General features: G+C 45.6%; 23 protein-coding genes and 2 pseudogenes. 13 read left to right on the top strand and 12 right to left on the bottom strand.

All coding sequences use genetic code 11. The features are described from left to right. The first annotated feature begins 16 nt into the window (after positions 1-16). The 7 genes from BM124_RS13955 to BM124_RS13925 are packed head-to-tail and all read left to right on the top strand — an operon-like array spanning position 17 to position 8152. Positions 17-1090 (top strand): ABC transporter ATP-binding protein, encoded by a 1074-nt coding sequence (locus tag BM124_RS13955; RefSeq protein ID WP_093338418.1) that lies wholly within the window; start codon positions 17-19, stop codon positions 1088-1090. Continuing rightward, positions 1062-2828: a putative 2-aminoethylphosphonate ABC transporter permease subunit gene (locus tag BM124_RS13950; RefSeq protein WP_170841152.1), complete on the top strand. Its 1767-nt coding sequence runs from the start codon at positions 1062-1064 to the stop codon at positions 2826-2828. Before BM124_RS13955 ends, BM124_RS13950 begins: the two co-directional genes overlap by 29 nt. Next, positions 2825-3661 carry a phosphonoacetaldehyde hydrolase gene (gene phnX / locus BM124_RS13945; RefSeq protein ID WP_093338415.1) on the top strand — a complete coding sequence of 279 codons (837 nt, stop codon included), beginning with the start codon at positions 2825-2827 and terminating at the stop codon, positions 3659-3661. Before BM124_RS13950 ends, phnX begins: the two co-directional genes overlap by 4 nt. Next, entirely contained in the window at positions 3654-5024 is a 1371-nt protein-coding gene (gene pbfA, locus BM124_RS13940) for a (R)-1-hydroxy-2-aminoethylphosphonate ammonia-lyase (protein ID WP_093338413.1), read from the top strand. Before phnX ends, pbfA begins: the two co-directional genes overlap by 8 nt. Further along, complete coding sequence (locus tag BM124_RS13935; RefSeq protein WP_093338412.1) at positions 5014-6126, top strand: 2-aminoethylphosphonate--pyruvate transaminase; 1113 nt, start codon at positions 5014-5016, stop codon at positions 6124-6126. The genes pbfA and BM124_RS13935 overlap by 11 nt, the downstream gene beginning before the upstream one ends. Before the next feature lie 15 nt (positions 6127-6141). After that, positions 6142-7308 (top strand): saccharopine dehydrogenase family protein, encoded by a 1167-nt coding sequence (locus BM124_RS13930; protein ID WP_093338410.1) that lies wholly within the window; start codon positions 6142-6144, stop codon positions 7306-7308. Between the two features lie 55 nt (positions 7309-7363). Next, on the top strand, positions 7364-8152 hold the full coding sequence (locus tag BM124_RS13925) for a DeoR/GlpR family DNA-binding transcription regulator (RefSeq protein ID WP_093338408.1): 789 nt from the start codon (positions 7364-7366) through the stop codon (positions 8150-8152). Positions 8153-8399: 247 nt separating this feature from the next. Here the strand turns inward: BM124_RS13925 and BM124_RS13920 are convergent, their stop codons facing one another. After that, positions 8400-9908, bottom strand: a complete 1509-nt coding sequence (locus BM124_RS13920; protein ID WP_093338475.1) for a malate:quinone oxidoreductase — start codon at positions 9906-9908, stop codon at positions 8400-8402. 260 nt (positions 9909-10168) lie between these two features. Here BM124_RS13920 and BM124_RS13915 point away from each other — a divergent pair, with 260 nt between their 5' ends. Then, positions 10169-11533: a PepSY-associated TM helix domain-containing protein gene (locus BM124_RS13915; protein ID WP_093338407.1), complete on the top strand. Its 1365-nt coding sequence runs from the start codon at positions 10169-10171 to the stop codon at positions 11531-11533. A 19-nt stretch (positions 11534-11552) separates the two neighbouring features. Further along, positions 11553-12005, top strand: a complete 453-nt coding sequence (locus BM124_RS13910; protein ID WP_093338405.1) for a hypothetical protein — start codon at positions 11553-11555, stop codon at positions 12003-12005. 98 nt (positions 12006-12103) lie between these two features. Here BM124_RS13910 and BM124_RS13905 read toward each other — a convergent pair whose 3' ends face one another. The 3 genes from BM124_RS13905 to BM124_RS13895 form a co-directional block, all read right to left on the bottom strand. Further along, complete coding sequence (locus BM124_RS13905; RefSeq protein ID WP_093338404.1) at positions 12104-12844, bottom strand: type II toxin-antitoxin system prevent-host-death family antitoxin; 741 nt, start codon at positions 12842-12844, stop codon at positions 12104-12106. 137 nt (positions 12845-12981) lie between these two features. Then, positions 12982-14700, bottom strand: coding sequence for an ABC transporter ATP-binding protein (locus BM124_RS13900; protein WP_093338402.1), 1719 nt, complete (start codon positions 14698-14700; stop codon positions 12982-12984). 113 nt (positions 14701-14813) lie between these two features. Further along, positions 14814-15644 carry a YitT family protein gene (locus BM124_RS13895; protein ID WP_093338401.1) on the bottom strand — a complete coding sequence of 277 codons (831 nt, stop codon included), beginning with the start codon at positions 15642-15644 and terminating at the stop codon, positions 14814-14816. Positions 15645-16016: 372 nt separating this feature from the next. On the opposite strand from BM124_RS13895, the pseudogene BM124_RS13890 reads away from it, so the two are divergent. Continuing rightward, positions 16017-16163: pseudogene (locus BM124_RS13890) on the top strand (iron-containing alcohol dehydrogenase); the annotation flags it as partial. Between the two features lie 125 nt (positions 16164-16288). Here BM124_RS13890 and BM124_RS13885 read toward each other — a convergent pair. From BM124_RS13885 to BM124_RS13875, 3 genes are read right to left on the bottom strand one after another with little or no spacing between them, the layout of a single operon-like run. Then, on the bottom strand, positions 16289-16771 hold the full coding sequence (locus BM124_RS13885; protein WP_093338397.1) for a hypothetical protein: 483 nt from the start codon (positions 16769-16771) through the stop codon (positions 16289-16291). Continuing rightward, complete coding sequence (locus BM124_RS13880) at positions 16768-17562, bottom strand: DUF3100 domain-containing protein (protein ID WP_093338396.1); 795 nt, start codon at positions 17560-17562, stop codon at positions 16768-16770. The genes BM124_RS13885 and BM124_RS13880 overlap by 4 nt, the downstream gene beginning before the upstream one ends. Positions 17563-17578: 16 nt before the next feature. Then, on the bottom strand, positions 17579-18838 hold the full coding sequence (locus BM124_RS13875; RefSeq protein WP_093338394.1) for a M20/M25/M40 family metallo-hydrolase: 1260 nt from the start codon (positions 18836-18838) through the stop codon (positions 17579-17581). Between the two features lie 283 nt (positions 18839-19121). On the opposite strand from BM124_RS13875, the gene BM124_RS13870 reads away from it, so the two are divergent. Then, a complete protein-coding gene (locus BM124_RS13870) occupies positions 19122-19439 on the top strand; it encodes a hypothetical protein (protein ID WP_093338392.1) in 318 nt (105 codons plus the stop codon). 254 nt (positions 19440-19693) lie between these two features. On the opposite strand, the gene BM124_RS13865 is transcribed toward BM124_RS13870, so the two are convergent. The 5 genes and pseudogenes from BM124_RS13865 to BM124_RS13845 all read right to left on the bottom strand — a co-directional run bounded on the left by BM124_RS13865 (position 19694) and on the right by BM124_RS13845 (position 23780). Then, on the bottom strand, positions 19694-20329 hold the full coding sequence (locus tag BM124_RS13865; protein ID WP_093338391.1) for a hypothetical protein: 636 nt from the start codon (positions 20327-20329) through the stop codon (positions 19694-19696). 442 nt (positions 20330-20771) lie between these two features. Further along, on the bottom strand, positions 20772-21335 hold the full coding sequence (locus BM124_RS13860; RefSeq protein WP_093338389.1) for a TetR/AcrR family transcriptional regulator: 564 nt from the start codon (positions 21333-21335) through the stop codon (positions 20772-20774). 15 nt (positions 21336-21350) lie between these two features. Next, positions 21351-22055, bottom strand: a complete 705-nt coding sequence (locus BM124_RS13855) for an MBL fold metallo-hydrolase (protein ID WP_093338388.1) — start codon at positions 22053-22055, stop codon at positions 21351-21353. Between the two features lie 51 nt (positions 22056-22106). Further along, positions 22107-22690: pseudogene (locus BM124_RS13850) on the bottom strand (TetR/AcrR family transcriptional regulator). A 304-nt stretch (positions 22691-22994) separates the two neighbouring features. After that, complete coding sequence (locus BM124_RS13845; RefSeq protein ID WP_093338386.1) at positions 22995-23780, bottom strand: MmyB family transcriptional regulator; 786 nt, start codon at positions 23778-23780, stop codon at positions 22995-22997. A gap of 218 nt (positions 23781-23998) precedes the next feature. Between BM124_RS13845 and BM124_RS13840 the strand changes: the two genes are divergently transcribed. Together BM124_RS13840 and BM124_RS13835 are read left to right on the top strand one after the other, a co-directional pair. Continuing rightward, a complete protein-coding gene (locus BM124_RS13840) occupies positions 23999-24964 on the top strand; it encodes an aldo/keto reductase (RefSeq protein WP_093338385.1) in 966 nt (321 codons plus the stop codon). Between the two features lie 767 nt (positions 24965-25731). Continuing rightward, positions 25732-26122 (top strand): acyltransferase family protein (locus BM124_RS13835; RefSeq protein ID WP_212634967.1); only part of this gene is annotated, 391 nt, incomplete at its 3' end.

Raw genomic sequence — 26122 nt, 5'->3', positions numbered from 1 at the left:
AGGAGGGAGTCAACCGATGAAACATTTAACCGTACAGAATATTACGAAGAACTTTAAGTCATTCACCGCATTAAATGATTTAACTTTTTCCATCGACAAAGGAGAATTCATCTGTCTGCTCGGACCCAGTGGCTGTGGAAAAACGACGTTACTGCGGATTATCGCTGGTTTGGAAAAACCGAACCAGGGGGCCGTCCTGATGAATGATAAACAGATCACCCACTTACCGCCGGCGCAGAGGAATTTCGGCATTGTGTTTCAGTCGTATGCCCTTTTTCCTAACTTAACGGCTGCTCAAAATACAGCCTACGGATTGGATACCAGCATGTCTAAAAAAGAACGCAGAGAAAAGGCATTGGATACACTTAAACTTGTAAACCTTGAACACATAGCTGACAGCTATCCTCTCCAGCTGTCCGGAGGCCAGCAGCAGCGTGTAGCATTAGCACGGGCTCTCGCCATGTCACCGGATTTTCTTTTATTGGACGAACCACTGTCCGCCTTAGACGCTAAGGTTCGTTTGCAGCTGCGCAATGAAATGAAAAAGTTACAAAGACAGCTGGGGATCACAACGATTATGGTTACACACGACCAGGAGGAAGCTCTCTCTATGGCGGATCGCCTGGTTGTCATGAATGACTCCTTGATCGAACAGACAGGCACGCCCCAGGAAGTATATGACCACCCCGCCACGGCGTTTACAGCTGATTTTATTGGAACTGCCAACTTTATTGGAGATCAGATTGTGCCACAGACGAAAAGAGAAGCAGCAGTGATTCGTCCAGAGCATGTCCAAATTTCCAAACATCCTGTAGTACATTCCCTTCCAGCTCATATTGAGCACATGGAGTTCCGCGGCAGAACCTATCGATTGATGCTTCAGCAATCGGAAAAAGATTCTATTATATACGCAGACATCGAAGCAGATGAGTTCAAGCGTCATCCTTATTCCGTAGGAGAAGCGGTTTATGCCGGAATCCAGAAAGAAAAACTTATCCATTTTGAAAACAGGGCTCTGCCCACCAGCTGCAAAATGCCGGTTTTATCGCAGGAGGCCAACCGTGAATACAATTTTGCAAAACCTCTTTGAACGGCACCCGGTTATTCAACAGAAACGAGGGAGACATGAACAAATCCAGCACCTTCTCATTCTACTCATGTTTTTAGGACTTGGAAGCACCATCGTCCTGCCTGTTATCGAACTATTAAAAAGAGCTTTACAAAACCGGGAAGGAGAATACATTGGACTTGGAAATTTCATCACGTATTTCTCTTCTCCGAGCCTTTTTCAGTCAGCAGTACATACTCTGACTGTTGCCTCCATCACCGCAGTCGTCTCTGTAGGTGCTGCTTTTCTTTTTGCTTATGCGCTGGAGCGAACACACATGAAAGGTAAGGCATTTTTCACCTCCATGGGGATGCTCCCGTTGTTTGCTCCCACGATGATGTACGGCATTGCGCTGATTTACCTTTTCGGTAATAACGGAATATTCACTACAGGGTTTTTTGGCTTATTTGAACAATGGTTCGGATGGGAAGATTCAGATTTCAATATTTACGGGCTGAAAGGGATTGTCATCTCGGAAATCATGTTCACGTTTCCTCAGGCTTTCCTGATTCTGAAGGTAGCTCTTTCGACTGCTGATCAAAGGCTTTATGAAGCAGCTGACACCTTTGGAGCCGGAGCAGTAAAAAAACTGTTCACAATAACCCTTCCAAGCATTAAATACGGCCTCGTCAGTGCCTTTTTCGTCTGTTTCACGCTCAGCTTTACAGATTTCGGCGCTCCGAAAGTGGTCGGTGGACAGTACGACGTCCTTGCAACTGACATTTACAAGCAGGTTATCGGCCAGCAGAACTTTTCGATGGGGGCAACTGTCGGTATTATCCTGACTATTCCTGCCCTGATTGCCTTTGTTGTGGATCAAAGAATTCAGCGGAAACAGACAGGTATCAGCGCCAAAGCTTCTCCATATCGAGCACCTGTCAATCCAGTACGCGACCGCTTCTATATGTTGTACTGTATCCTGCTGTCGGCAGCTATTCTTACGTTATTCTCGGCCATTTTTGCGGCAGCTTTTGTTAACGTGTGGCCGTATGACTTTTCCCTGACGCTCCGCCACTTTGGTTTCGGGAACGTCGCCGGAGATGGGCTGCAGCCATTTTATAACAGTATCATTGTCTCCACCGTGACAGCTGTTATGGGTACGGTAATTATCTTTATTGGCGCTTATTTAATTGAAAAAACAAGGCATTTAAAAATGGTACGCAGACTTTCCTATTTTCTTTCCATTTTACCTATTGCCCTGCCTGGACTGGTGATTGGTCTGGCGTTTATTTTTTTCTTTAACCAATCAACATTTGCCGTACCGTTTACGTCCTTTGACATCGTGAATCCTTTCCAATGGCTTTACGGAACGATGACCATTCTTGTACTTGCTAATATCGTCCACTTTTATTCGGTGTCGTTCATTACAGCAACCACCTCGTTGAAAAAACAGGATGAGGCATATGAGGCAGTATCTGAAACGATGAACGTTCCTTTTTATAAAACGTTTTTTCGAGTCACCGTTCCTTTATCTTTACCGGCTGTCCTCGAAATGGCCATGTATCTTTTCGTTAATTCGATGACCACAATCAGTGCTGTCGTTTTCCTTTACTCCTCCGATTGGAAACTAGCATCCATCGCGGTTGTAAACATGAATGATGCTGGAGATATCGCTCCGGCAGCTGCAATGTCCTTACTCATCGTAGCAGCTAATATTATCGTCCGAATTATCTATGAAGCAACCATTAAAGTAGTACGAAAAAGACAGCAAATGCAATGAACAGAAAGAAGGTATGTAATGTGAACAAACAAATTCAAGCCGTTATTTTTGACTGGGCGGGGACAACAATCGATTACGGATGTTTTGCACCAGTGCAGGTTTTTATCGCGATTTTCCGCAAACGAAATGTAGAGATTACTAACGATGAAGCACGCGAACCCATGGGGCTGTTAAAGATCGATCACATTCGTGCCATTCTCAGCATGGAACGCGTACACCAGACCTGGGTCGAGGCCCATGGAGAGGCGCCAGGAGAAGAAGATATTCAGGAACTCTATCATGATTTTGAAAAGATGTTGTTCCGCATTCTAGACGAGTTTGCCCAACCTATACCGGGTGTCATCGATGTGGTAAACACCCTTAAAGACTCTGGAATTAAAATCGGCTCCACGACAGGGTATACGTCTGACATGATTGACATTATCTCTAAAGAAGCGAAAAAACAAGGTTATGTACCGGATGCAGTAGTCACGTCAAGTGACGTTCCGGCAGGGCGGCCCGCGCCGTGGATGTGTTACCAGAATGCAATGAAGTTGAATGTCTATCCCTTAAGTCAAATGGTAAAAGCCGGTGACACCGCCAGCGATATGGAAGAAGGCAGAAATGCCGGTATGTGGACAGTCGGCATAGTGAAAGGAAGCAGTACACTCGGGTTCCTGCAGGAAGAAATAGAAGAGATGGACAAGGCGCTGCTCCACACTAGAATCGAGGATGCCAAACAAACGCTGTTTGACAGCGGGGCTCATTTTGTTATCGAAGAAATACACGAACTGCCTTCTCTTATTCAAACAATGAACCAAATGATGAACAAAGAAGAATCCTTCCATGTCTAATTGGCACCAGGGAGAGGGAGACGTCAACCATTCCCCCTTCCGTGAACAATGGAACCAGTCCATACCAAAAGGCACGGCTGAAGTATTACAGGAGGATGAACAATATTTTCTGCATCAATCATTGTCCACCCCCTGCCTGGACGTGATCGACCAAGCTCAAGGGTCTGCTTTTTATACAAAAGATGGAAAACGTGTCCTCGATTTTCACGGAAATGCCGTCCACCAAGTCGGCTTTCAGCACCCTGTTGTCATTCAATCTATGAAAGATCAGCTTGAACAGCTGAGCTTTTCAACGAGAAGGTACACGAATGCACGGGCCATTGAATTAGCCAAACGGCTGGCGGACATTGCGCCCGGCACTCTGAACAAAACACTGATTGCACCCAGCGCTTCGTCAGCAGTCAGCATGGCACTGAAACTCGCACGAATCGCGACAGGAAAATATAAAACACTGTCGATGTGGGAATCGTTTCATGGTGCTTCCATGGATGCTGTCTCCGTTGGAGGAGAAGCACATTTTCGTCAACAAATGGGCCCGCTCCTCCCGGATGCAATCCATCTCCCTCCGATACAGAATTACCGCCCGAATTGGGAGGGGGCGGACCTTGACGACCGGCAGCTTGCATCCTACGTCGAATACATTCTCGAACAAGAAACTGATATCGGTGCGTTTATCATTGAAACGATCCGAAACACAGATGTCCAGCTGCCATCCCAGGCATTTATGCAAAAAATACGAAAACTGTGCACAGAGCATAACGTGAAGTTAATCTTTGACGAAACTGTGGTGGCCCTCGGTCGCACCGGCTGCTGGTTCGCCTTTGAACATTACGGCGTCATCCCTGACATGGTTATCATGGGAAAAGGGCTCGGCGGAGCAGTCTATCCGATGGCTGCGCTTCTTGCCGATGAATCCCTGGATACCGCCGGGCACACTTCCATCGGCCATTACACGCATGAAAAAAGCCCGCTCGGTTCAACTGCCGCACTCGCCGTACTGGACATAATCGAGGAAGAAAAATTATTGGAACGCGTCCCTCTGCTTGAAACGCACGTCCGTGAGCGGCTCACAGAAATGATGCAGCGTTTCCCTCTGATCGGCGACATCCGCCATAAAGGATTGTTATTTGCGGTCGAGCTCGTGAAAGATCGCAGCACAAAAGAAAAAGCCGACGAAGAAGCAGAGGCTGTGATGTATTCGTGCCTCCAAAAAGGATTAAGTTTTAAACTCTCCAAAGGGAATGTGATTCAGCTCTGTCCTCCTCTGAATATTTCAAGAGAGGATTTGGAGCAGGGGCTCTCCGCTTTAGAAAAAGCTCTGTATGAGTCCCAACAGAGAAAGGAGATTACCAATGAAGGATGACCATTATCTGCTCTTAACCCCCGGCCCTCTTACAACAACAGATACAGTGAAAGAGACTATGCTCAAGGACTGGTGCACCTGGGATACTGATTACAATTCTCTTGTGCAGTCCATCCGCTCTTCATTACTGCACATCGCAGGGGTCTCTGAGACTTCTTACACCAGTGTCCTCATGCAGGGAAGCGGCACGTTCAGCGTAGAATCCGTCATTACTACAGGGGTCCCCGATGATGGGAATCTGCTCGTTATTGTGAACGGCGCATACGGTCAGCGTATCGTTTCCATCGCCGAAAGGGTAGGCATCAATGTTTCTTCCCTGGTCTTTGAGGAAACGGCCAGGCCGGAACCTGACATATTGTCCACTTACCTCAGCGATAATCCATCGATTACTCACGTTGCTGTTGTTCATTGTGAGACAACTACAGGAATGCTGAATCCAATAAACGAGATCGCCTCTGTGGTAAACAGCCATAATAAAACATTTATTGTAGATGCGATGAGTAGTTTTGGAGGGATGGACCTGCCTGTTACCGAGATGAATATCGACTATTTAATCAGCAGCGCTAATAAATGCATTCAGGGGGTGCCCGGCTTTGGATTTGTCCTCGCCAGACGGGATGTGCTCTCTCAATGTAGAGGACAGGCTCGTTCTCTTTCTCTTGACTTATATGACCAATGGGAAAGCTTGGAAAGTAATGATGGCAAATGGAGATTTACGTCCCCCACTCATACAGTAAGAGCCTTCAGGCAGGCACTGACTGAGTTGGAGAAAGAAGGAGGAGTCCAAGCTCGATATTACAGATATCATACCAATCAGCGTACATTGGTGAATGGTATGAGAAAGCTTGGATTCACCCCTCTTCTCCCTGATGAACTTCAGTCGCCGGTGATTACACCCTTTTATTACCCGGAAGACCCGTCCTTTGATTTTGATCGATTTTACGAAAAACTAAAAAGTCATGGTTTTGTCATTTATCCTGGAAAAGCTGACAACAGTCAGACTTTCCGGGTTGGTAACATAGGCAGCATCTACCCATCAGATATTGAAGAGCTGCTTGAAGCAGTAGAAAAAAGCATGTATTGGAAACAAGCTGCATTATAGGAGAGGAGACTGATTATGAAAGTTTTTTGTTTAGGAGGCGCCGGAAAAATTGCCCGGGAAGCTATTGCCGACCTGGTGGAACACTCCGCTTTTTCCACGATCACGATTGGTGACTTCAACCAGGAAGAAGCAGAAAAAACAGCAGAATGGCTTAATGATCCCCGGATAGATGTACAGTTTGTGGATGTCCGGGCACACGACCAAACCGTGAAACAACTGAAAGGTTACGATGTCGTTATGGATGGAACAACGATAACTTTAAATGGGCTGTCCACCCAATGCATTGCTGATGCCGGTTGTCACGGAGTGAATCTTAATGGCTTCGGAGAAGAGAACAAAGCCCACGAAACGTTTAAAGAACACGGAAAGGCTTTTATTGCCGGTTTTGGCATGACCCCCGGGGTCACGCAGATGATGGCGATGGCAGCAGCACAAAAACTGGATACGGTCGAAAGTGTCCGAGTCAGCCACGGATCTTTCCGCCCTATTGCTTTTTCAAAATCGATTACGGAGACAACTACATACGAATATGATCCAAACTTGGAAGACCGTGTCGTCTATGAGAACGGTTCGTTTACTGTAGTACCTCCATTTGCCAGACCGAGAAAGATTCATTTACCTGAGCCTTATGGAACAACGACTCAATATATTATCCCCCATGCCGAAACCAAGACACTTGCCCAGGCGCTGGCTGACAAACAGGTTCAGCTGATTGAGGTCAGAGGCACATGGCCGGAGGAAAACATGAATTTAATCAAATCCCTGTACAATTTTGGTTTTATCCGTAATGATGCGATTGAAGTTAATGGGCAGTCCATTGGAATTATGGACTGCATTAGCGAACACCTCGGTCATTCGATAGAAGGACAAACCACCAGCCTCTATGGTTATGCCCTGCATGTGGAAGTCATAGGCGAAGTAAATCATCAGCGTATCCAGCATATATTAACCCATACGCACCCACGTTCAGACGGCACAGTGCCCGGTTGGGAATTTTTGAGGGCGTATACGAGAAATGTCGGCATTCCTATGGCCGTAGCAGCAGAGTTGCTGGCACAGCATCACGTAAATGCAAACGGTGTTGTCATTCCTGAAGATGCCTTCGAGCCACAGCTGATTTTCAGCGAGCTGGAGAAAAGAGACATCTACATTCATGAAGAAATCACCAAACCAGCGGAATAGCCTATTGGTCTTTTAATGAATAATGTATAATCTGTGTTAATGAGGAGGTTGCGTAATGTCGCTTATAGCTGAAGAACGAAAGCAGGAAATATTAGGTCTGCTGGAAATGCAGAAAAAAGTGCGTGTCAGCGATCTGGCAGAACAACTTAATGTATCAGCAGAAACCGTTCGGCGGCATTTGGACGATCTGGAACACCAAAACAAACTGAAAAAAGTATATGGAGGAGCTGTTCCCGTTCCAGCGGACAACGAACTGCCGCATTATGAGAGAGAATCGATTCATATCAGGGAAAAACGGATAATCGGACGTCTAGCCGCAGAGCAGGTATTAGACAATGACATCATCGTCATCGACGAAGGAAGCACCCCGCTTCAGATGATTCCATTCTTAACGGATAAAAAAAATTTAACGATTATGACCTGTTCCATTCCAGCTTTAAACCGTCTTATAGAATATGTCAGACGGGCAGAGATAGATGCCCGGGTTCTGTTTATAGGTGGAGAAGTCAGTGTCGACCATTTACGGATTTCCGGACCGGTCGCTGAAAGCATGATGGATGATTTCTACGTGAACAAAGCATTTATTGCCACCGACGGGGTCGACATTAATCACGGTATAACCAGTTTTGATCTAAATAAAGCCCTCTTCACAAGAAAACTGATTGACCAGGCTGAACGGACATACATTCTTGCAGACCAATCAAAAATCGGTTCACGCACATATGTGAAAATGTCGAAGATGGATGATGTGTATGCTATTATCAGCGAAAAAGGGGAGCCGGATAGCTGGGTTTCTTCTATGCAGGACAAAATGACGAAGTGGTTGTCGCCTGATTCTGTTTAGACTGCAGTGTAAAACAGCCGAACTTTCTCTTAAGAATACGTACAATTAAGAGAATAATATGGGTGACCATACAATTACCGTAGGTGTATGTTTTCTTCCCCCATCTCTTAAATGGTCTTACCATCTCTCTGCACTAATACCTTACAATCCTGCTTCTATTCTCCGTTGGCTGCGAGAGGACCTAACAAAAAACCTGCCCTTCTGGAGCGGCTGCTCTAAAGGACAGGTTTTCTTTTCTGATTCTGCTTTACTGCGGTACCGGTTCGGCCTGTTTCAGGTCGAGTGCTTCGGCTGCTTTATCCTGAATCTCGTCAATCAGTTCAGGGTGTTCGGACAGCGACAGGCCGTAGGACGGCACCATTTCCTTGATCTTCGGCGTCCATCCGGCGATATACTGCGGGAAGCATTTCTCGAGTACTTCGAGCATGACCTGGACGGCAGTGGAAGCGCCCGGTGACGCACCGAGGAGCGCCGCGATGGATCCGTCTGCTGCGGTCACGACTTCCGTTCCGAACTGGAGCGTTCCTTTGCCGCCTTCTTCTGTGTCCTTGATGACCTGCACGCGCTGTCCGGAGACAACCAGCTCCCAGTCTTCACTTTGGGCATCCGGAATAAATTCACGGAGTGCTTCCATGCGCTGCTCTTTCGACTGCATAACCTGGCCAATCAAATATTTGGTCAGCCCCATTTCTTTCGCGCCGGCTGAGAGCATCGTCAGCACATTGCCCATCCGAATGGATGTAAATAAATCCATCAGCGATCCGGTTTTCAGAAACTTCGGCGAGAATCCGGCGAAAGGACCGAACAGCAGTGTTTTTTGGTTATCGATATACCGTGTGTCCAAGTGCGGTACAGACATCGGCGGTGCCCCCACCGGAGCTTTGCCGTACACTTTGGCATGGTGCTGAGCAGTGACCTCCGGATTCTTACAGACCATAAACTGGCCGCTGACCGGAAAGCCTCCTATGCCTTTCCCTTCTGGAATACCTGCTTTCTGCAGCAGATGCAGACTGCCGCCGCCGGCTCCGATAAAGACAAACCGTGCCCTGTGACTTTCGGCGTCCCCACTGTTGTGGTTGCGTACTTTCAGACTCCATGTTCCATCGGAATTCTGCCTCATACCCTCCACCTCGTGGTTATAACGAACATGAACGTTTTCACTTTGCAGCTGATCAAACAGCTTACGTGTCAGCGCTCCGAAGTTTACATCCGTTCCTGTATCGATTTTCGTTGCCGCCACAGGCTCTTCGGGGCTGCGGTTCTTCATCATCAGCGGCATCCATTCTTTCAGCTGCTCCGCTTCCTCAGAAAATTCCATGCCCTGAAACAGTGGGTGCTGCGCCATCTTCTGAAAACGCTTCTTCAAAAATTCCACGTCGTCCGGCCGGTGCACGAAACTGATATGCGGCAGCGGCATAATAAATTCCTGCGGATTAATGATTTTGCGGCTGTTCACAAGATACGTCCAAAACTGTTTGGACACTTGAAACTGTTCGTTGACGTTCACTGCTTTACTGATATCGATCGAGCCATCCGGTTGTTCTTTCGTATAGTTCAGTTCACACAGCGCCGCGTGACCGGTGCCTGCGTTATTCCATTCGTTGGAGCTTTCTTCTCCTGAATGTTTCAGTTTCTCCAATACCGTAATGTTCCAATCCGGTGCCAGTTCTTTTAAAAGACTGCCGATTGTTGCGCTCATAATACCGGCACCAACCAGAATCACGTCTGTTGATTCGTTCGTACTCATGTATATCATCCTTACAACCTGAAAATTCACAGAACAGAACTGTTTCATTCATACTGTCCTATTCTGTTTTACCTGTTATGTCCGTTTGCCTGTAATACTACTGCACCGACTAGTTGGTTTCTCTTCTTTTCTCATTATAGACTATTTCGTGTCTATAAAAAAGAAATGTCCCTTTTGTGAAAAAAAGAACATTCACAGAATATCTACAGTCAGCCTTACAGGCATACATTAAAATGTAAGTGTTTATCCCCCGCACAGAAGGAGCAGGTATGATGGGTCATTCAATCAAAAAAGAACAACAGAAAAACTATAATATTTTCTGGCGCTGGCATTTTTATGCCGGCATTATTCTCGCCCCGATTTTATTGATGCTGGCGGTGACGGGGGCTTCGTATTTATTCCGGGGTAACATTGAACACTGGCTCTACCAGGACTATACCGAGGTCGCGGCGGAAGGTGAGCGGCATGAGGCCTCCGCGGTTACACAGGCGGTTCTCGATGAAAGGCCGAAAGCTGACATCACACGCTATCAGCCTCCGGGCGGGGTGGGACAAGCCTCCGAAGTCGGTATTACGACCGCTTCCGGGGAAGGGATGACCGTATTTGTGAATCCTTATTCCCTTGATATAACCGGAACACTGCTTAACCAAAACCGGCTGATGGACCGGGTCGAGGAATTCCACGGTGAATTAATGCTCGGAACGACAGGCGACCGGATCGTCGAAACCGCTGCCTGCTGGACGATATTCATGCTTGTCAGCGGGCTGTACCTCTGGTGGCCGTCCCGCAGTCAGATGGCGAACCGGAAAAGTTTTCTGCCTGGTCCTTCCGACAATAAGCGGCAGAAACGACGGCGGTTACACTCCGTCCCTGCATTCTGGATTTCAGGCGGTCTGCTTTTCTTTTTACTGACCGGGATGCTTTGGACAGGCTTCTGGGGAGACGGGTTTCAGCGCATTACAACCAGTATGGGCATCGGCTATCCCCCTTCTATATGGGTGGGAGATGCCCCTGTATCCGACACTGTAACCAAAGACAAAGGGGACGTTTCCTGGGCCGCGGAACAGATGCCGGTGCCGGAATCGTATGCCGGAAATTCGTATGAACGGATTTCGATTGACCACGTCGTAAATACCGCAGAGCGGACCGGGATCGTGTCCGGATATAATGTGTATTATCCGTCATCAGAAACAGGGGTTTTCACCGTCTCGGCGTTTCCAAACCAGGCCCAGAACGAAGTGACGATGCATATCAATCAGTATAACGGCAGTATCCTGGCGGATTACCGGTGGGAGCAGTATCCGCCTCTCGCCAAAATGATGGCAATGGGGATTACCATCCATAAAGGACTTCAGTTCGGTATCTGGAACCAGTTGTTCGGACTGCTTATCTGCCTTGGCTTAATCGGTATTATCCTGACCGGCATCCTTCTCTGGTGGACCCGGCGTCCATCCGGAAAACTCGGCGCCCCTAAAAGCATGAGCGCCTGGAAGTTCCGCGGCTTTGTCATCCTTGTGGTCTGTTTTGGTATCGTCTTCCCGCTGTTCGGATTGTCGGTGCTCATTTTGTATGCTCTGGATTATCTCTTCATCCGACGAATCAGCCGACTGCGGTCTTTCTTTCACATGACTTGAACGAAAAGAGGGAAACATAATGAAGAAAATATCGATACCTGTTCTGTTCCTGCTGCTTGGCGCCTGTTCGTCTCTTGATGTGAACAATCACGCCGATTACAACAATCAGACACCGGTGAGTGCCTTCATTCATACGGACAAGCCGATTGCTGCCGGTGGACCGGAACCCGTTCAGGTTCACGTGCTCCAGAACGGTGAGCCGTATGAAATACAGGAGAATATAGCGATAACATTGTCCTCGTCTGAAAAAGGGACGATTGAAACAACAGCCATAGAACCGCAGGAGGACGGCACGCCGGAAACATCGGTTGAGTTCCCGGAGGACGGGCTGTACCGCCTTCGTGCCGATATTCCTGTCAATGAACACAGTCTCCAGGTTACGAAGCGCATCGGTGTGGGAAATCTAAGTGAAAGAGAACAACAGATACTCAACGCGGATCAACATTCCACTTCTGCCGGCGGTCATCATTAAAAAATATTTTATATATACCCCTCGTAACCGTTCAGACAAGAGAGTGGATGAGAGAACAGGTTCCATGTCTCGTATTCAGCTAAACGGAATTCCTTCCTTTACGGCATAAATAACTGATTCAGTTCTACGGAAAGTCCTTCAAACAAAAAAGACCTGGCAGATTCAGGGGGTTTGCACATAGCAGTTTGATGAATCTTTTGATCTTTAAAATGATAGATGATCAGTTTCTTTTCCAATGGATCGACAATCCAGTATTCTTTGACACCGCACTCCATATAGAGGTCCAGCTTTTTAACAAGATCCCTGCCCTGCGTACTTTCTGATAAGATTTCAACCACCAATAAGGGCACCCCTGTATAGTAATCCTGATCATTCAGGTTATCATTCAAATCGCAGATAATCATTAGATCAGGCTGCACTACATTGGGATTATCATCGTACGGTCTTTTGGGACGGATATCATAAGGCGCAGTGAATGGTATGCATCCACTATCCCCGGCCCATTGGTGAAAAATAGGAAGTAATTGTGTTATAACGTATTGGTGGGAAACTCTGGGTGAGCTGAGAAGATAAATTTTCCCGTCCATATACTCATAACGTGTTTCCCCATCACTGGTCAGCTCTAAAAACTCTTCAAAAGTGGCTGTCCTCCCTCTGAAATGATAAGATGCCGCCGATTCCTGCACTGTACTTTCCTGCAGCTCCTCTTCAGAATGTCCTTCTTTAGAGACCAATCTCGCAATTTCAACCCCGTTTCGGGTTACAATAACGTCTTCTTTTGCTGCCACCCTCAAATACTTCCCAAAATTATTCTGCAATTCGGTGGAGCGGACAATCATATGATTTCTCCTCCTTTCTTCATTAGCTATGTTAGCTAATCGTAGCATAACGGAAGGAAAAGAAAAAGAAAAAGAAAAGGAAAAGGACTGGATCAGAGAGAGTGTATCACCTCTGGTATCCAGTCCATTTTTCATGGCTATACATAGGCGTGCTGGGCGCCATGGAGTTTGGCGTAATGACCGCCGTGTGCGAGCAGTGCATCATGGGTACCCTGTTCTTCGATACCACCGGGTGTCACGACAATGATTTTGTCCGCGTGGCGGATGGTGGCCAGCCGGTGGGCGATAATCAGGGTCGTTCTGCCTTGAGCGAGTTCATTTAAGGACCGCTGAATGGATTGTTCGGTTTCTGTATCGAGGGCGGACGTCGCTTCGTCCAAAATCAGAATGGGCGGGTTTTTCAGAAACATGCGCGCAATCGACAGGCGCTGTTTCTGCCCGCCGGACAATTTCACTCCACGTTCACCGACAACCGTGTCCAGTCCTTCCGGAAGCTCCTCCACAAAAGACTCCAGTTCCGCGCACCGTGCCGCTTCCCATACTTCGTCGTCTGACGCATGAAGACTGCCGTAGCGGATATTATCGCGAAGCGTCCCGGAAAACATGAAAACATCCTGCTGCACAATCCCGATCTGCCGCCGCAGAGACGAAAGCTGCACATTGCGGATATCTTCCCCGTCTATCGTAATCGCTCCGTCCTGAATATCATAAAAACGCGGAAGCAGACTGAGCAGCGTCGTTTTACCGGCGCCGGAAGGACCGACAAACGCCGCCGTCTCCCCTGCCTCAATTGATAAATCAATGCCGTCGACAATCGAACGGTTATCATCATAGCCGAAACGCACCCCGCTGTAGGCAATGTTTCCTTCCACTTCAGGAAGCGGTTTGGCGCCGGGAGCGTCCACTATATCAGGCTCTGTATCAAGCAGGGCAATGTATCGTTTAAAACCTGCGTACCCTTTCGGATAACTCTCAATAATGGCGTTGATTTTTTCAATCGGCTGGAAAAAGATATTGGTGAGCAGAATGAACGCCATAAAGTCGCCGATCGACATATCGCCCTGGACGATGAAATAAGCCCCGCACAACAGAACGAACAACGTCATCATGCGCATCATCATATAACTGAGCGAGTTGTTCAGGCCCATAATGCGGTAGGACCAGATTTTTGCCTGTTTGAAATTCTGATTGTCACGGTGAAATAATTTCTGCTCGTGACGCTCATTCGCAAACGCCTGCACGAGACGAATACCGCCCACAGTATCCTCCACCCGGGCGTTAAAGTCGGCCATCCTGTTCAGCATATATTTCATGGCCGCAGCCATCCGGCGGTGGCAGAAGATAATAATCAGGATCAGTACCGGAACAATCAAAAAGGTGAGTACGGCCAGTTTGACGTTAATATACAACATCACTCCGAATGATCCGAACAGCGTGACGAGCGCAATAAATACATCTTCCGGGCCGTGATGTGCCACTTCCCCGATTTCAAACAGGTCATTTGTTAAATGGGAAAGCAGATGACCGGTTTTGTTGTTGTCATAATACGTGTAAGAAAGCCGCTGCATATGATCAAACAATTCGTCGCGCATATCGGTTTCAATATTGATACCAAGCCGGTGGCCCCAATACGTCACAATAAAATGAGCGCCGGTGTTAAGGATGTATAGGAAGAACAAACCGATACACGCCCAGATAATAACAGAAATATTACCTTGCGGAAGCAGCGTATCCACCACCCGGTTTACAACGAGCGGAAAAGCAAGATCCAGAAGCGCCACAAAAATCGCGCACGTGAACGTAAGGGTGAATAGTTTCTTGTATGGTTTATAATAGGAAGCAAAGCGGCGCAGCACGCGGATATCCCCCTTGATTGCTACATATCTTGATTGAAAATGATTATCAGTGCAGGAAATAATAACTTAACACATAGAGGAGGAAAAGGCAATGCTGCCTGCCGCCGTGATAATCATTCAACCGGTACCCCGGAAATAAACCCGCCGGATACGTCTTTTACGTTATGAACGACGATAAAGGCATCCGGATCTACTTCTTTGATGACACGTTTTAACTGAAGCAGTTTATGCGTGTGCACAACGATGTACAACACCCGCCGCTGCTCTCTCATATACTCTCCTTCTCCGTAAAACACGGTGGCACTGGAAGCAAGATCATGAGTAATGCGCTTCGATATGTCTTCGGAATGCTTCGACACGATGTTGATCGCTTTTTTGGAATCAAAACCGCCGAGCACAAAATCCGTAACCACCTTGCCTATATAAAGCGTGATCAAGGTATACATTGTACTCACGGGACCGATAATGAATATCCCCACAATGACGACCGCGGCATCGAGAGCAAGCGTTGTACCGGTTAGATCCCAGCCCAGCTGCCGGTTTAATACGCGGGCAATGATCGATGTACCTCCGACGGAGCTCCCTGCCTGATAGATAAAGCCGAATCCGGCACCGGTAATAATGCCGGCAAACACGGCAGCAAGCATCGTGTCTTCCATCGGCTGGGCGAATCTGCCCTCGAGAAACCGTATGAACACGGAAAACAGAATGACATTGAATACGGTTTTGTACACCATATGCCGCGGCAGGTAACGGATACCCAAGCTTAACAGAATGACAAAGATAATCGGAGTGGAAATACTGGGGGAAATGCCGATGCCGTAATAAATTAGGAGGGCGATTCCTACGATGCCGCCTTCAGCGATCGAGTTTGGCATCCCCAGCTGTGATACCGCCAGAGCAAACAGCAGTGTTCCTATTATAATATACATTGTGTTTTTCAAAGACTAACACCCCTTCCAAGCGTTGCGGATACGACGGTTGAGCATAAAAAAGAAACCACCCTTGGCGCTGAAATAAAGGATGATTTCTCACCTGTTCCCATCATAGCACAGCCCGAGCGCAGTGAACATGGAAGACACGCAGATCTTTTGAATGCGCTGCGGCCGTACATTTTCATTCCAACGCACAAGGGGGTCATCTGCAACAGAGCCGCAGCAGCTCCGTGGACACTTTATCGTCCGACAACCTACCTAGTGTCCACAAAAGATCAGCCGGAGGACACTGTGACTCCCGGTACCGGCAGTTAGTGTCCATGGATTTCTGCCGGTACCCACTAATTCTTCATTTAAGCAGCGTAAGGATATAACACAGAGCCAACCGCCGAGATGGTTAAACAGGGAGCGGAGGAGCTTGCATCCTTCCAGCCTGACTGGATTATCGGCATCGGCGGCGGCTCTGCGATGGATGCTGCCAAAGCCATTTGGCTCTTTTACGAATACCCGGATCATTCCTTTCTATGAATACACTACAGTATAAAACTTCATACATCGTGTTACAAGGGTTAAGAATAAAAAAAGCACGGTATTTCATAATGAAATGCACCGTGCGTTTTTTTGCGGGTATTTCTACGTAAAAAGTAAATCCGTCAGCCGGCCAGCGTCAGCCCGAATTGAGCGATCAGCGCGCTGACAACATAGGTTCCGATGAAAACGAATATGGCAACGATGCCGATTTTCCATGACGATTTCCGCAGATCCGCGAGCCGGTCCACGACAGATATGCCGGCAAACGTCAGAATCGGTGTCGTAATGGACAAGAAGTCCACCGCCTGAATCGCTGTGACGAAAAAGTCAAAGATTAAACACATCACAAGCGACGTAATCGAAACCCACCCCAGAATAGGGAAGTTTCTCAAAAACGAGATATCTATTTTTTTCATAATCTGTGAGATGCCGATGCCCATCATGGAGAAAAGATAGAGGCTGAACAGCCCTGCTATCGTTAACCACGTCACCGGCGTGCTTTCCGGATTTTTCACCAGTTTTATTTCCTGGGTGAATAATATAAGAGCAATACTGAGAAGCAGTACGAGCGCATATTTTACGTATTGATTCAGACCTGCCGTCATGTCCGGTCACTCCTAATCAAGAATTTATACATGAACTGCTGCAGCGGAGCGGCCAGAAAGATCATGGTGAATGTTCCAAGAAAGCTGGTTAAGAGCTGACTGGCAGCCGCATAGGACGTTATCGTGCTTTCCATTTCCGGCAGCCGCGCGACCAGGGTGGACGAGGCACCGGTCATCATACTGCTTGAGCCGACACCCGACGCCATCGCAAGCGCCTCCGGACGAAAGCCGAGATCGAGCAGTACAGGCGCAATGATACTGAAGAACAAGGCCCCGAATATCGTCCCGATGATATACAGGGAGAGAACGCCGCGTCCTTCGTCGGACTCGAGTGTGTACTTTTCGGAAATGTAGGCGAGCTCCCCTTCCCGTCCGATACCAAGCGTTGCGCCGATAGCTTCGCGGCGCAGCCCGATCAGCAGAGCAATCGGCAGTCCGATTAGTACGGTTCCCAAATTGCCGAGCTCCTGGATAATGAACACCCAGCCAACCTGCAGAATTTCTCCCATCTGCGGCGCCACATCAGCGCCGTATCTTGCCATCAGCGGAAGCATAATGAAAATCAGATATTTGCTCGCAAAGTCAACATTCTGCTTGCTGTAGATTCTTTTTAACAGACCGGCACGAAACACTTTCACCCCGAGCACCATCGTAATGATAATAGCAAAAACAAGTGGAAGCAGGCTGATGGTAATGCTCGCGATCGTAATACTCTGAATACCGATCAGCTCTGCGATCGTAATAATAACCAATGCAAAAACAAGAAGCAGTACCGCATTTACTTTGTTCATTTTTGTGTCCTCCTGCCTATTCCGTCATGGAAGAAATAACGTTTAAATAATCTTCATAGCTTCTGCTGTAGACCTTCTCTCTATCTATGTTTCCATTCATCTCCTCCAGCACTTCCACCAGGAACTGCGGGAAAATCTGATAAATGAAAACCGGATCGATATCAATAAAATCATCGCCGTGGATGGTACCGGTAAAGCCGCTGTATCCAATCTGGATGCACGGCATCATGTAGGATAAATCGCCGATATCCCCTGCCGCACTAATCGGATTACTGCTCATGAGCTTTGGAATCTGATTGTTTTTCTCAAACGCTGCTTTTGCAAACGTTGATAAATAGCGGTCTTGCTTAAAAGGCAGATACCCCATCTGTGTTTCGATATCGACATCCCCCATCAGCGCCCGGCTCGATCCTTCTGCAGCATGGTCCAGGCGGTCCGCCGCTTCTTTCATATACGTCAGAGACTGCGCGCGGAGGTCCGTCCCCACCGTAATATGGTTGGGAACCACATTCGTCGACATGTCCGAATCCATCACAATCGGATTCATGCGTACCATCTCTTTTTCATCGATCTGCTGCCGGGACAACCCAACCGCCGTATTAAACAGTGTAGAGATGTTATAGGCATTCACCGATGAGAAAGGATCCAGTCCGGCATGAGAAGCTTTGCCTTTAAAGTGGTATTTCTTGTATAAAAAGCCGGCCAGGTCACTGTTCACTTCCACGGTCCGCTGTTCGAACTCTCCGCCGATGGCGTGCACGCACATGCTGATATCAATGTCATCAAACACGCCCAAGCGCACGGCTTCCGGCTTTCCGCCGTAATGGGTGATCGTACCCTCGCGGCGGAGCTCTTCTCTGTATGCCAGATCCAGATACTCCTCCGCCGGTACGAAAATAAAGGAAAGCTTATAATCAAAAGCCTCGTACCTTCCGCTTTCAAAAAGCTGCTGGTACAACGCAAGTGCAATCGCCACCTGCGTATAATGCCCGCAGTTGTGAGCCGCCCCGTTTTCCAGACCAGCCCGGAAATGCGACGGAGCGTATACCGCATCAAGTTCTGCAATGAACGCGATGTTTAGCGGCTTCTCCCCGCTTCCGAGAGTGATCCTGAATCCGGTCGTGCTGAAATACTGCACGTCGATATCCGGATTCACCTGCGTTAAGTAATCCAGCACCAGCTCTTTCGTATTCGTCTCCTTATAACCCAGCTCCGGGTTCGCATAAATCTGATCGGCAATCTGCTTAATGGCTTCATAGGAACGGGAAAAATCCAAACCAATCACTCCAGATAAATAAAAAATTATCATAACCAATACTACTAGTTATAACACTTTTCGACATATTTCATCAATGTCTTTGACGAACTTTTTTCGTAAATAAACTATCAAATGTTCGTTTTTTATATTGAAAGTCTATGTCTGATGCGGTGTGAAAAGCATTTTATTCAACATATACTCGAATATTATTCTGGTATATGTAAAAGAAATGCCGCTGCACCATAAGAAAATAGAATGACAACCGGCAGAGAAAAATAGCAGGCGGCCAATCATACGAACAATGGATTGGGATACAGTGCTTGAGCATTATGTTCTTCCGTTCGGATTTTTGGTGAACCGAGGTCAACTAGGCATGGCGCCGACATTTCGAATACCTACCCGGGCAGAGGGAGACTGGATGGAGGCTCTACCAGCCAAATCGCCGCAGTTACCCGTCAAAACAGCAGCTTTACCAGCCACCCGGGTGCTGAACAGAGAATATCTTCATGACAGCATCGCAGACACACCCATACCAATACATTCGTCAAATGGCACAAATATATCCGAACAATCATCCGAAGAAGACAGCGGCACCTTCGTCGGAAAATGGTTCGGATAATATTTAAAAATGATTTTGTACCAGACACTTTATCATCCAATTATTCTGCTGCTCTGGTTATATAAAAAAAGACGCGTGTTGTCATACAACATCATAAGAAACATAGTTCGGTTTATTTTCCCGGTAACATATAAATGATGTGATAGAAGAGCTGTGGATACAGGGGGAATTCGGCATCGTGGGTATGGATCCGGGTTCCGCGGGGTGTAGAGAGACGAGATGGTTTATGGCAGTCTGTATACCGCCGGTGCTTTTTACAGGGAGTCCTTCATTTTAAACAATTTCCGTTCGACGTCGTTCAGCTTATGGTTGTGAAAAGCAACGCTGCCTTTCACTTCTGAAAGCTCCATTGTTACATGCATGTGGTATTCAGACAATTTTCCCGTTTGATCCTGTATGACGTTCTGTTTACGCTCCATGCGGTCCACCGTCTCCTGCAGTGAATCCATTTGCTGCTGCAGACCGGCGGTATCCGCTTTCGTGGCAAGATGCTTCTGCGACTCTTTTGTCGCTAAACCTTCCAACATGTCTTTTGTTGCCAGATTCTCCAGCATATCTTTTGTTGCCAAATCCTCTAACATGTCTTTCGTCGCAAGATCCTCCAGCATATCTTTTGTTGCCAGATCCTTCAGCATGTCTTTCGTCGCCAAATCCTCCAGCATATCTTTCGTCGCCAGATTCTCCAGCATGTCTTTCGTTGCCAAGTCCTCCAACATATCTTTCGTCGCCAGATCCTTCAGCATGTCCTGCGTCGCAAGCGATTTTGTCTCTTCTTTTACCAGATCCTGCATTTCTTCACGAGTCGCCATATTGGTTTCCACGTGTTGAAGACGTTTTTCCATACTTTGAACCGTACCTAGAATCTGTTGAAGAATATCGTTATCACTCAATACTTCCAGCCTCCTTTCTTATTAATAGATTATACCACAGTATTCCCTTCATCTATTTAGAAAAATAACAACATTAGATTGTTTTCTCCAGGTTCAACGTTTCTCTATTAGTGAGCCGAAAATAATGCATGAATATATACCTAGATAAATGGCCATGGCCCTTGTTTGATCGCTGGAACAACTGAATTATTTCCTACTCACATATACTACAAACTGCAATTAAAAACCTCCAGCTGGTAAGTTTTTTAACAAGCGGGCGGTTTCGATTCAACTATTGATAGTTTTAAAATCGATTTGTCCCATTGTAACTTTGCTAAACACATTTATCTTACGAGTAATGCACTTCTTCCAATAATGTGCTTGAAAGACGACTACCACCGCGCTCACATATTGATTCAGCTAAGAAAAATTTAAAAATTGAACTTCAATTGTCTTTCATTTGTTAACGATTCAATCCGTTTATGAACGTTTCAAGACTCATTTCTTGTGAATCTTCAATATCCACTTGAAGATTAAAGCCCCCTTTTCTTTTTAAATCTACGAGTCCATGTAATAAACTTCTTAATCCTCTTACGACATGCATTATTTCTTTTTCATTCAAGGAATAAACAGACAAGGATTCCCTTATCAAACCGACAATTGCTTCTCCAGCTAATTGGAAATTTTCAGAGTAAGGATACGGGGCAGTTATTGAAGCATCATATGTCCCTGGATGTTGTTTGGCAAACTCAATATAAGCTTTCCCGATAGCTCGAATGGTCTCAGAACCTTCCTTTTTACCTATACCTGCTTCTTTTAAATGTTGGTAAAGAAGGTCTATTGCTTTGACAGACATCGCTTGCTTGACTTCTGTTAAGCCTTTGAAATGATTATATAAAGAAGGTGATTTTATCGTTAACTCACCGGCTAAGGCGGCCATCGTTACAGTTTCCATTCCATTTCTATCAGCTATTTCCAGTGCTTTGTTCGTTATCATTTCTTGATTAAGTCTAGTGCGGCGTGACATGTTACTATAGCTCCCTTAATAATTTTTTGCACCTTCTATCGCTTGTACCATCTTCTTTTCTGGATCAATGATTAAGTCTCCATGACCCACTGCAAGTAAGGAAGGCTTGTAATTTAATAAACGTTCAGCAGAATCTATTGCAACTTCTTTATTCCATGTAGCCCAAGTGGGAAACGGAAAACGCCAACGCATATCACCTGATACTGCCATTCCTCCTCTTGTTTGAAAGGCGTCTCCTGCTATTAAGCTGTTATTTCTAATATCCAAAAACGCCATCATTCCTGGAGTGTGACCAGGTGAATGAATAGCTGACAAAGAACCTATTTGATTTCCGTCTACTAATAAAGTATCTGGCCTTGTTGTGATGTTCTTCGGTATTCCGCCTTTAACCGGCCTATTCCCTTCGCCTTTTTCTAAAGAAAGATCACCTGTAAGCAGCTTCGCTTCTCGCTTAGGCAGTAATACTTCGACATCATCTAAGAGCTCCTCTTTGAGGCCGTCCAATGCTCCTATATGGTCGCTATGCACATGCGTTAATACAATTTTACGTATCGGTTTCCCTATATAAGCCGCTGTTTTTAAGATAGCTTTTTTGCTAAAGGATAACCCTGCATCAATTAACGTAAGATACTCCTCTTCCTCGACCAAATAACAATTGACTGGAAAGAACCTTGGCATAAAAGCCAATTGATAAATATTGTTCAATTTCGTTATTCTCATCGTTTTTCCTCCAAAAAACTAATGGCGTTAGTTACATTGTAACTAACGCCATTAGTTTTTGCAATTCCTTTTATACATTACACTTTTACGTTGTATAGGAAACTGTTGCGGATAAGTAGATAACATCAACATGGTTCCTTGAAGCACGGATGAAAGGTATAATGAACGATTTCTAGGTTTCTCCTCTCCGATTTCTTCAAAAATGTCACACTGAAACTCGAACTGTCTGGCGTTTTCTTCAATAAGTAAACGACTGTATTGGATCAAGTCCAAATCTGCTTCCGGCTGTGTTTGCAAATGCAGATAAAACGGAATACCTCCGGATTTTGATAGACGTTATCAATAGCACCTTCTATGATATACCTGTGTTGCTCATCTGGTTTCCTATTTGACTTCGCGCTTTCCATTACTTCAACCAGTTCCCTAATTCTGGTCTCAACCATTGTAGCCAGAAGTTCCTCTTTCCCTTTATAGTAATTGTAAAGTAAGCCTTTCGATATGCCTGCTTCTTTGGCCACATCACTAATGGAAGTAGCATGATAACCCTGTCTGATAAACAATGCCATTGCAGCCTTTTGAATTTTTTCCTTGGCTGACTGGCGAATGCGTTCATTTTCTTCTGGTGTTCTTGGCATAGCTAGCTCCTTCTTCTATCAAATCATGAATATGGCCACACAGTTCAGATGCCCGTTACCATTAACTTCGTAATTCAAATCCACTCAAAAACCCCTCCATCATTTTAAAATATTTAATATCAATTTATCGTTGAATGACCGTTTAGTCGATTTAAAATTCATTAAATCATTTTAAATCGATGTTATTCCAGAATACAGCTCTATGATTCGAATACTGGCGCCACTCCTTATTAAAGATTCGCGCCCGTTTGAGGAAGATCAAGGGTGAATTTAACCACACGTTAAATTTGCTGTTGACAGTACTTTAAGAGACAGGAACATACATACACCAAAAAAGATTTTCGTTTCCATCCACGTGGGTAGCGGAATGAATGCGGAAATGAATGGTTTGGCCTTGCTCATCATTTATCGAAATGAAACTAACCTTCTTCTGCTCAATGTGATGCTGTTCCCATAGATTTTGAAACAAATTGCTTTGCTGTTTTAGATTTAAAAGGAGTTGATTAAGAATGGGGTCCTCCGGAAAGCGCTCATAAATGCCCCGAAAGATTGCAACCGAATAGGTTGAAAACTCATCCCAATTTTGAATACGATTCCGAATACTTCCCTCCAAAAATAGGAGTTGTAGTAAATACCGTTCTTCAGAAGAACAAGAAGAAAACGGAAAAAGCATTGTTTCGGCCCCTCGATTCCAAAAAATAACCTTGGAACGCTGATCTGTAATGAAGGATGGAAATGGTAAATTGTCGATTGTGGCTTGTAATGAATTATTATATTGTTCTTCATTCGGCAATGATAATGCTTCATTATACGCTAAGTTGAAAAGATGTTCTTTCTCGTCAGGACTAAGCTGTAACGCCTGGCCAATATTCATTAAAATATCCCGTGAAGGTTGAATGTCTTTTCCCTGTTCTAGCCAAGTATAATACGTCACACTAACGTGGCTAAGATAAGCAACCTCTTCCCGGCGCAGTCCCGGAGTTCTTCGTCTTCCCGAGGTCATGTGAATGCCGGCTTCTTCAGGCTGAACTCGTTCTCGCCTGGACTTTAAAAATTGGCCAAACACTTTGGAATGTACACTTTTTTGCATAATACTTGATTCATTCCTTTCTCATTGCATTACCAGTATAGCTTTCATTTTGCTTAAGATAAAAGGATTTGTTCAACTTTAACTGGTTGATACAGGTGTTTTAATATGGGCAATTTTTAAATCCTGTTAATAACATTACTAGTATAAACATGCAGTGGTTGTAACCAAGTTTATTCGTTAAGATAAAAGCATATCACGAATCAAAGGAGGACATTCTGATGATTAATAATCAAGACGTTCCAAAACGAAAGCTAGGGAACGAAGGGTTGGAAGTTTCCGCTGTCGGACATGGTACGATGACCATGCCCGACGACCAATCTTCTGTTGATACAATTCGAGGAGCTTTGGATGATGGTGTCACTATGTTTGACACCGCAGACCTTTACGGAAATGATGGTTATCTTCAGGCAAGGTTTGGAGATAATGAAAAGTTGTTGGGCAAGGCATTAAAGGGCAGGCGTGATGAAGCTGTGATCGCAACGAAATTTGGAATTACTCATAATCAAGGTTATAAGGGTGATCCGGCTTATATTAAAAAGTCGGTTGATGCCAGTCTGTATAGCCTCGGAGTCGATTACATTGATCTCTACTATCAGCATCGATACGACCCGAATGTTCCTATTGAAGAGACCATCGGAACCTTGGATGATCTCGTCACACAAGGTAAGATTCGTTATATCGGCCTGTCAGAAGCACCAGCTGACATCATTCGCCGTGCACATCAGGTACATCCGATAACCGCAGTGGAAACGGAATATTCTTTATGGAGCAGAGACGTGGAAGATGAAGTTTTGCCGCTTCTCAAAGAACTAGGGATCGGTCTCGTCCCATACAGTCCACTGGGCAGAGGATTCTTGACGGGTCAGGTTAAAAAATTGGATGATCTTTCAGAAAATTACCCACAGGAGATGTATTCTCGTTTTCAAGGTGCAAATTTCACTAAAAATGTAGAATTAGCTTCCCGTATTGAAAAAATGGCTATGCAAAAAGGATGTACGACTGCCCAGCTTGCGTTGGCATGGCTGTTGGCACAGGGAGATCAAATCGTCCCCATTCCAGGAACCAAGCGGTTAGAAAGAGTCAAAGAAAATCTCGAAGCCACTCAAATTCCCCTTACAAATGAAGATCTGGAAGAAATTGAACGTATATCACCGAAGGGAGCAGCTTCTGGAAGCAGGTTCTAGTTGAACTGATTTATCGTTTGAATGTTTATATAAAATCAAGACAAAAAGGCTTAGGCTATTCTTCTGAAATGTAGTCTAAGCTTTTTTCATGGCTTTTTCCAAGAAAGCGCCTGCTGTCCTTATTCCACAAAATGTCCCTAAGATGGCAATTCGGATGCTGTCTTTATTCCGGAACAGCACCCGTTTGCTGCAAACCGTAGTTTTGGAACAAAAATTAGATAAACATTAGCGGTACCAACTTGAGTCAAAATCCAATTCAACTATTTTTCATAGTTGAATCCCAGACGGGAGGGGGTCTCACTTTAGGATAGGAATTTCACAAAAAATACGGTATAGCCGATATATTCCAGTTAAACCTTCGTCATGTGACTCATTGACTCTATAATGATATATCAGTCAAATCAGCATGGTTCCGAACCCTTCTTTAGTGTTTTCAATTAAGCCATCCGTTCCAATCTCTCAATGAATGTATGGCTTTTGTTATGTATAACATTTTTCCTTAGCGACGTAAAAGCTCCCTTATAATTTTTCTCATTCTTTATTTCATATCAACCTCTTCTTCACCTAATCTTTATTCCTCTCGTTTGACCTTTGTAGTGAAAGGGATCTTGGGATTCCCTTAGGATCATATTTTATTGAGATCATTATAGAAAGGGGAGTTTACGCCTTGAGCTCTGAGCCATGATCCATGTTTGTTAACTATCTATTTTGCGAAGAGTAGGGAAAACCAGCAAGTCTTCATCAACATACAGGAGGTATCTAATGATATGAAGAAAAAAATATTTCTTAGTTTGCTTATGATCATTTTTGCTATATTTACTGCAGCCTGTGGTGATCAACAAAAGGAAAAGGACAACGTAAGTCAAGGTGAAAATCAAAATGAAAGTCAAAACGATTCTTCGGATGGGGAGAGCCAGGCTTCATCGTTTTACGATAACAGCTTGTTTTATGGAGATTCCATTTTAAAAGGGCTATCCAATAACTTAGATAATGGCCATGTGATCAGTAGTTCGGGGGGCACCACTCAATTTGCCATGGAAAATGTCAATAAAATTGTAGACCAGGCACCTGGTGGATTTTTGGGTGTTGGCGTATTTTTTGTTTTATCCGGGTACTTGATTACGGACATTTTGATGAGGCAATGGAAAAACAAAGGGA

It is taken from the genome of Salibacterium halotolerans, assembly GCF_900115625.1.
GTDB lineage: Bacteria > Bacillota > Bacilli > Bacillales > Marinococcaceae > Salibacterium > Salibacterium halotolerans.
Note: the sequence above shows the minus strand (reverse complement) of the source record. Positions and strands in the feature narration are given on the sequence as shown.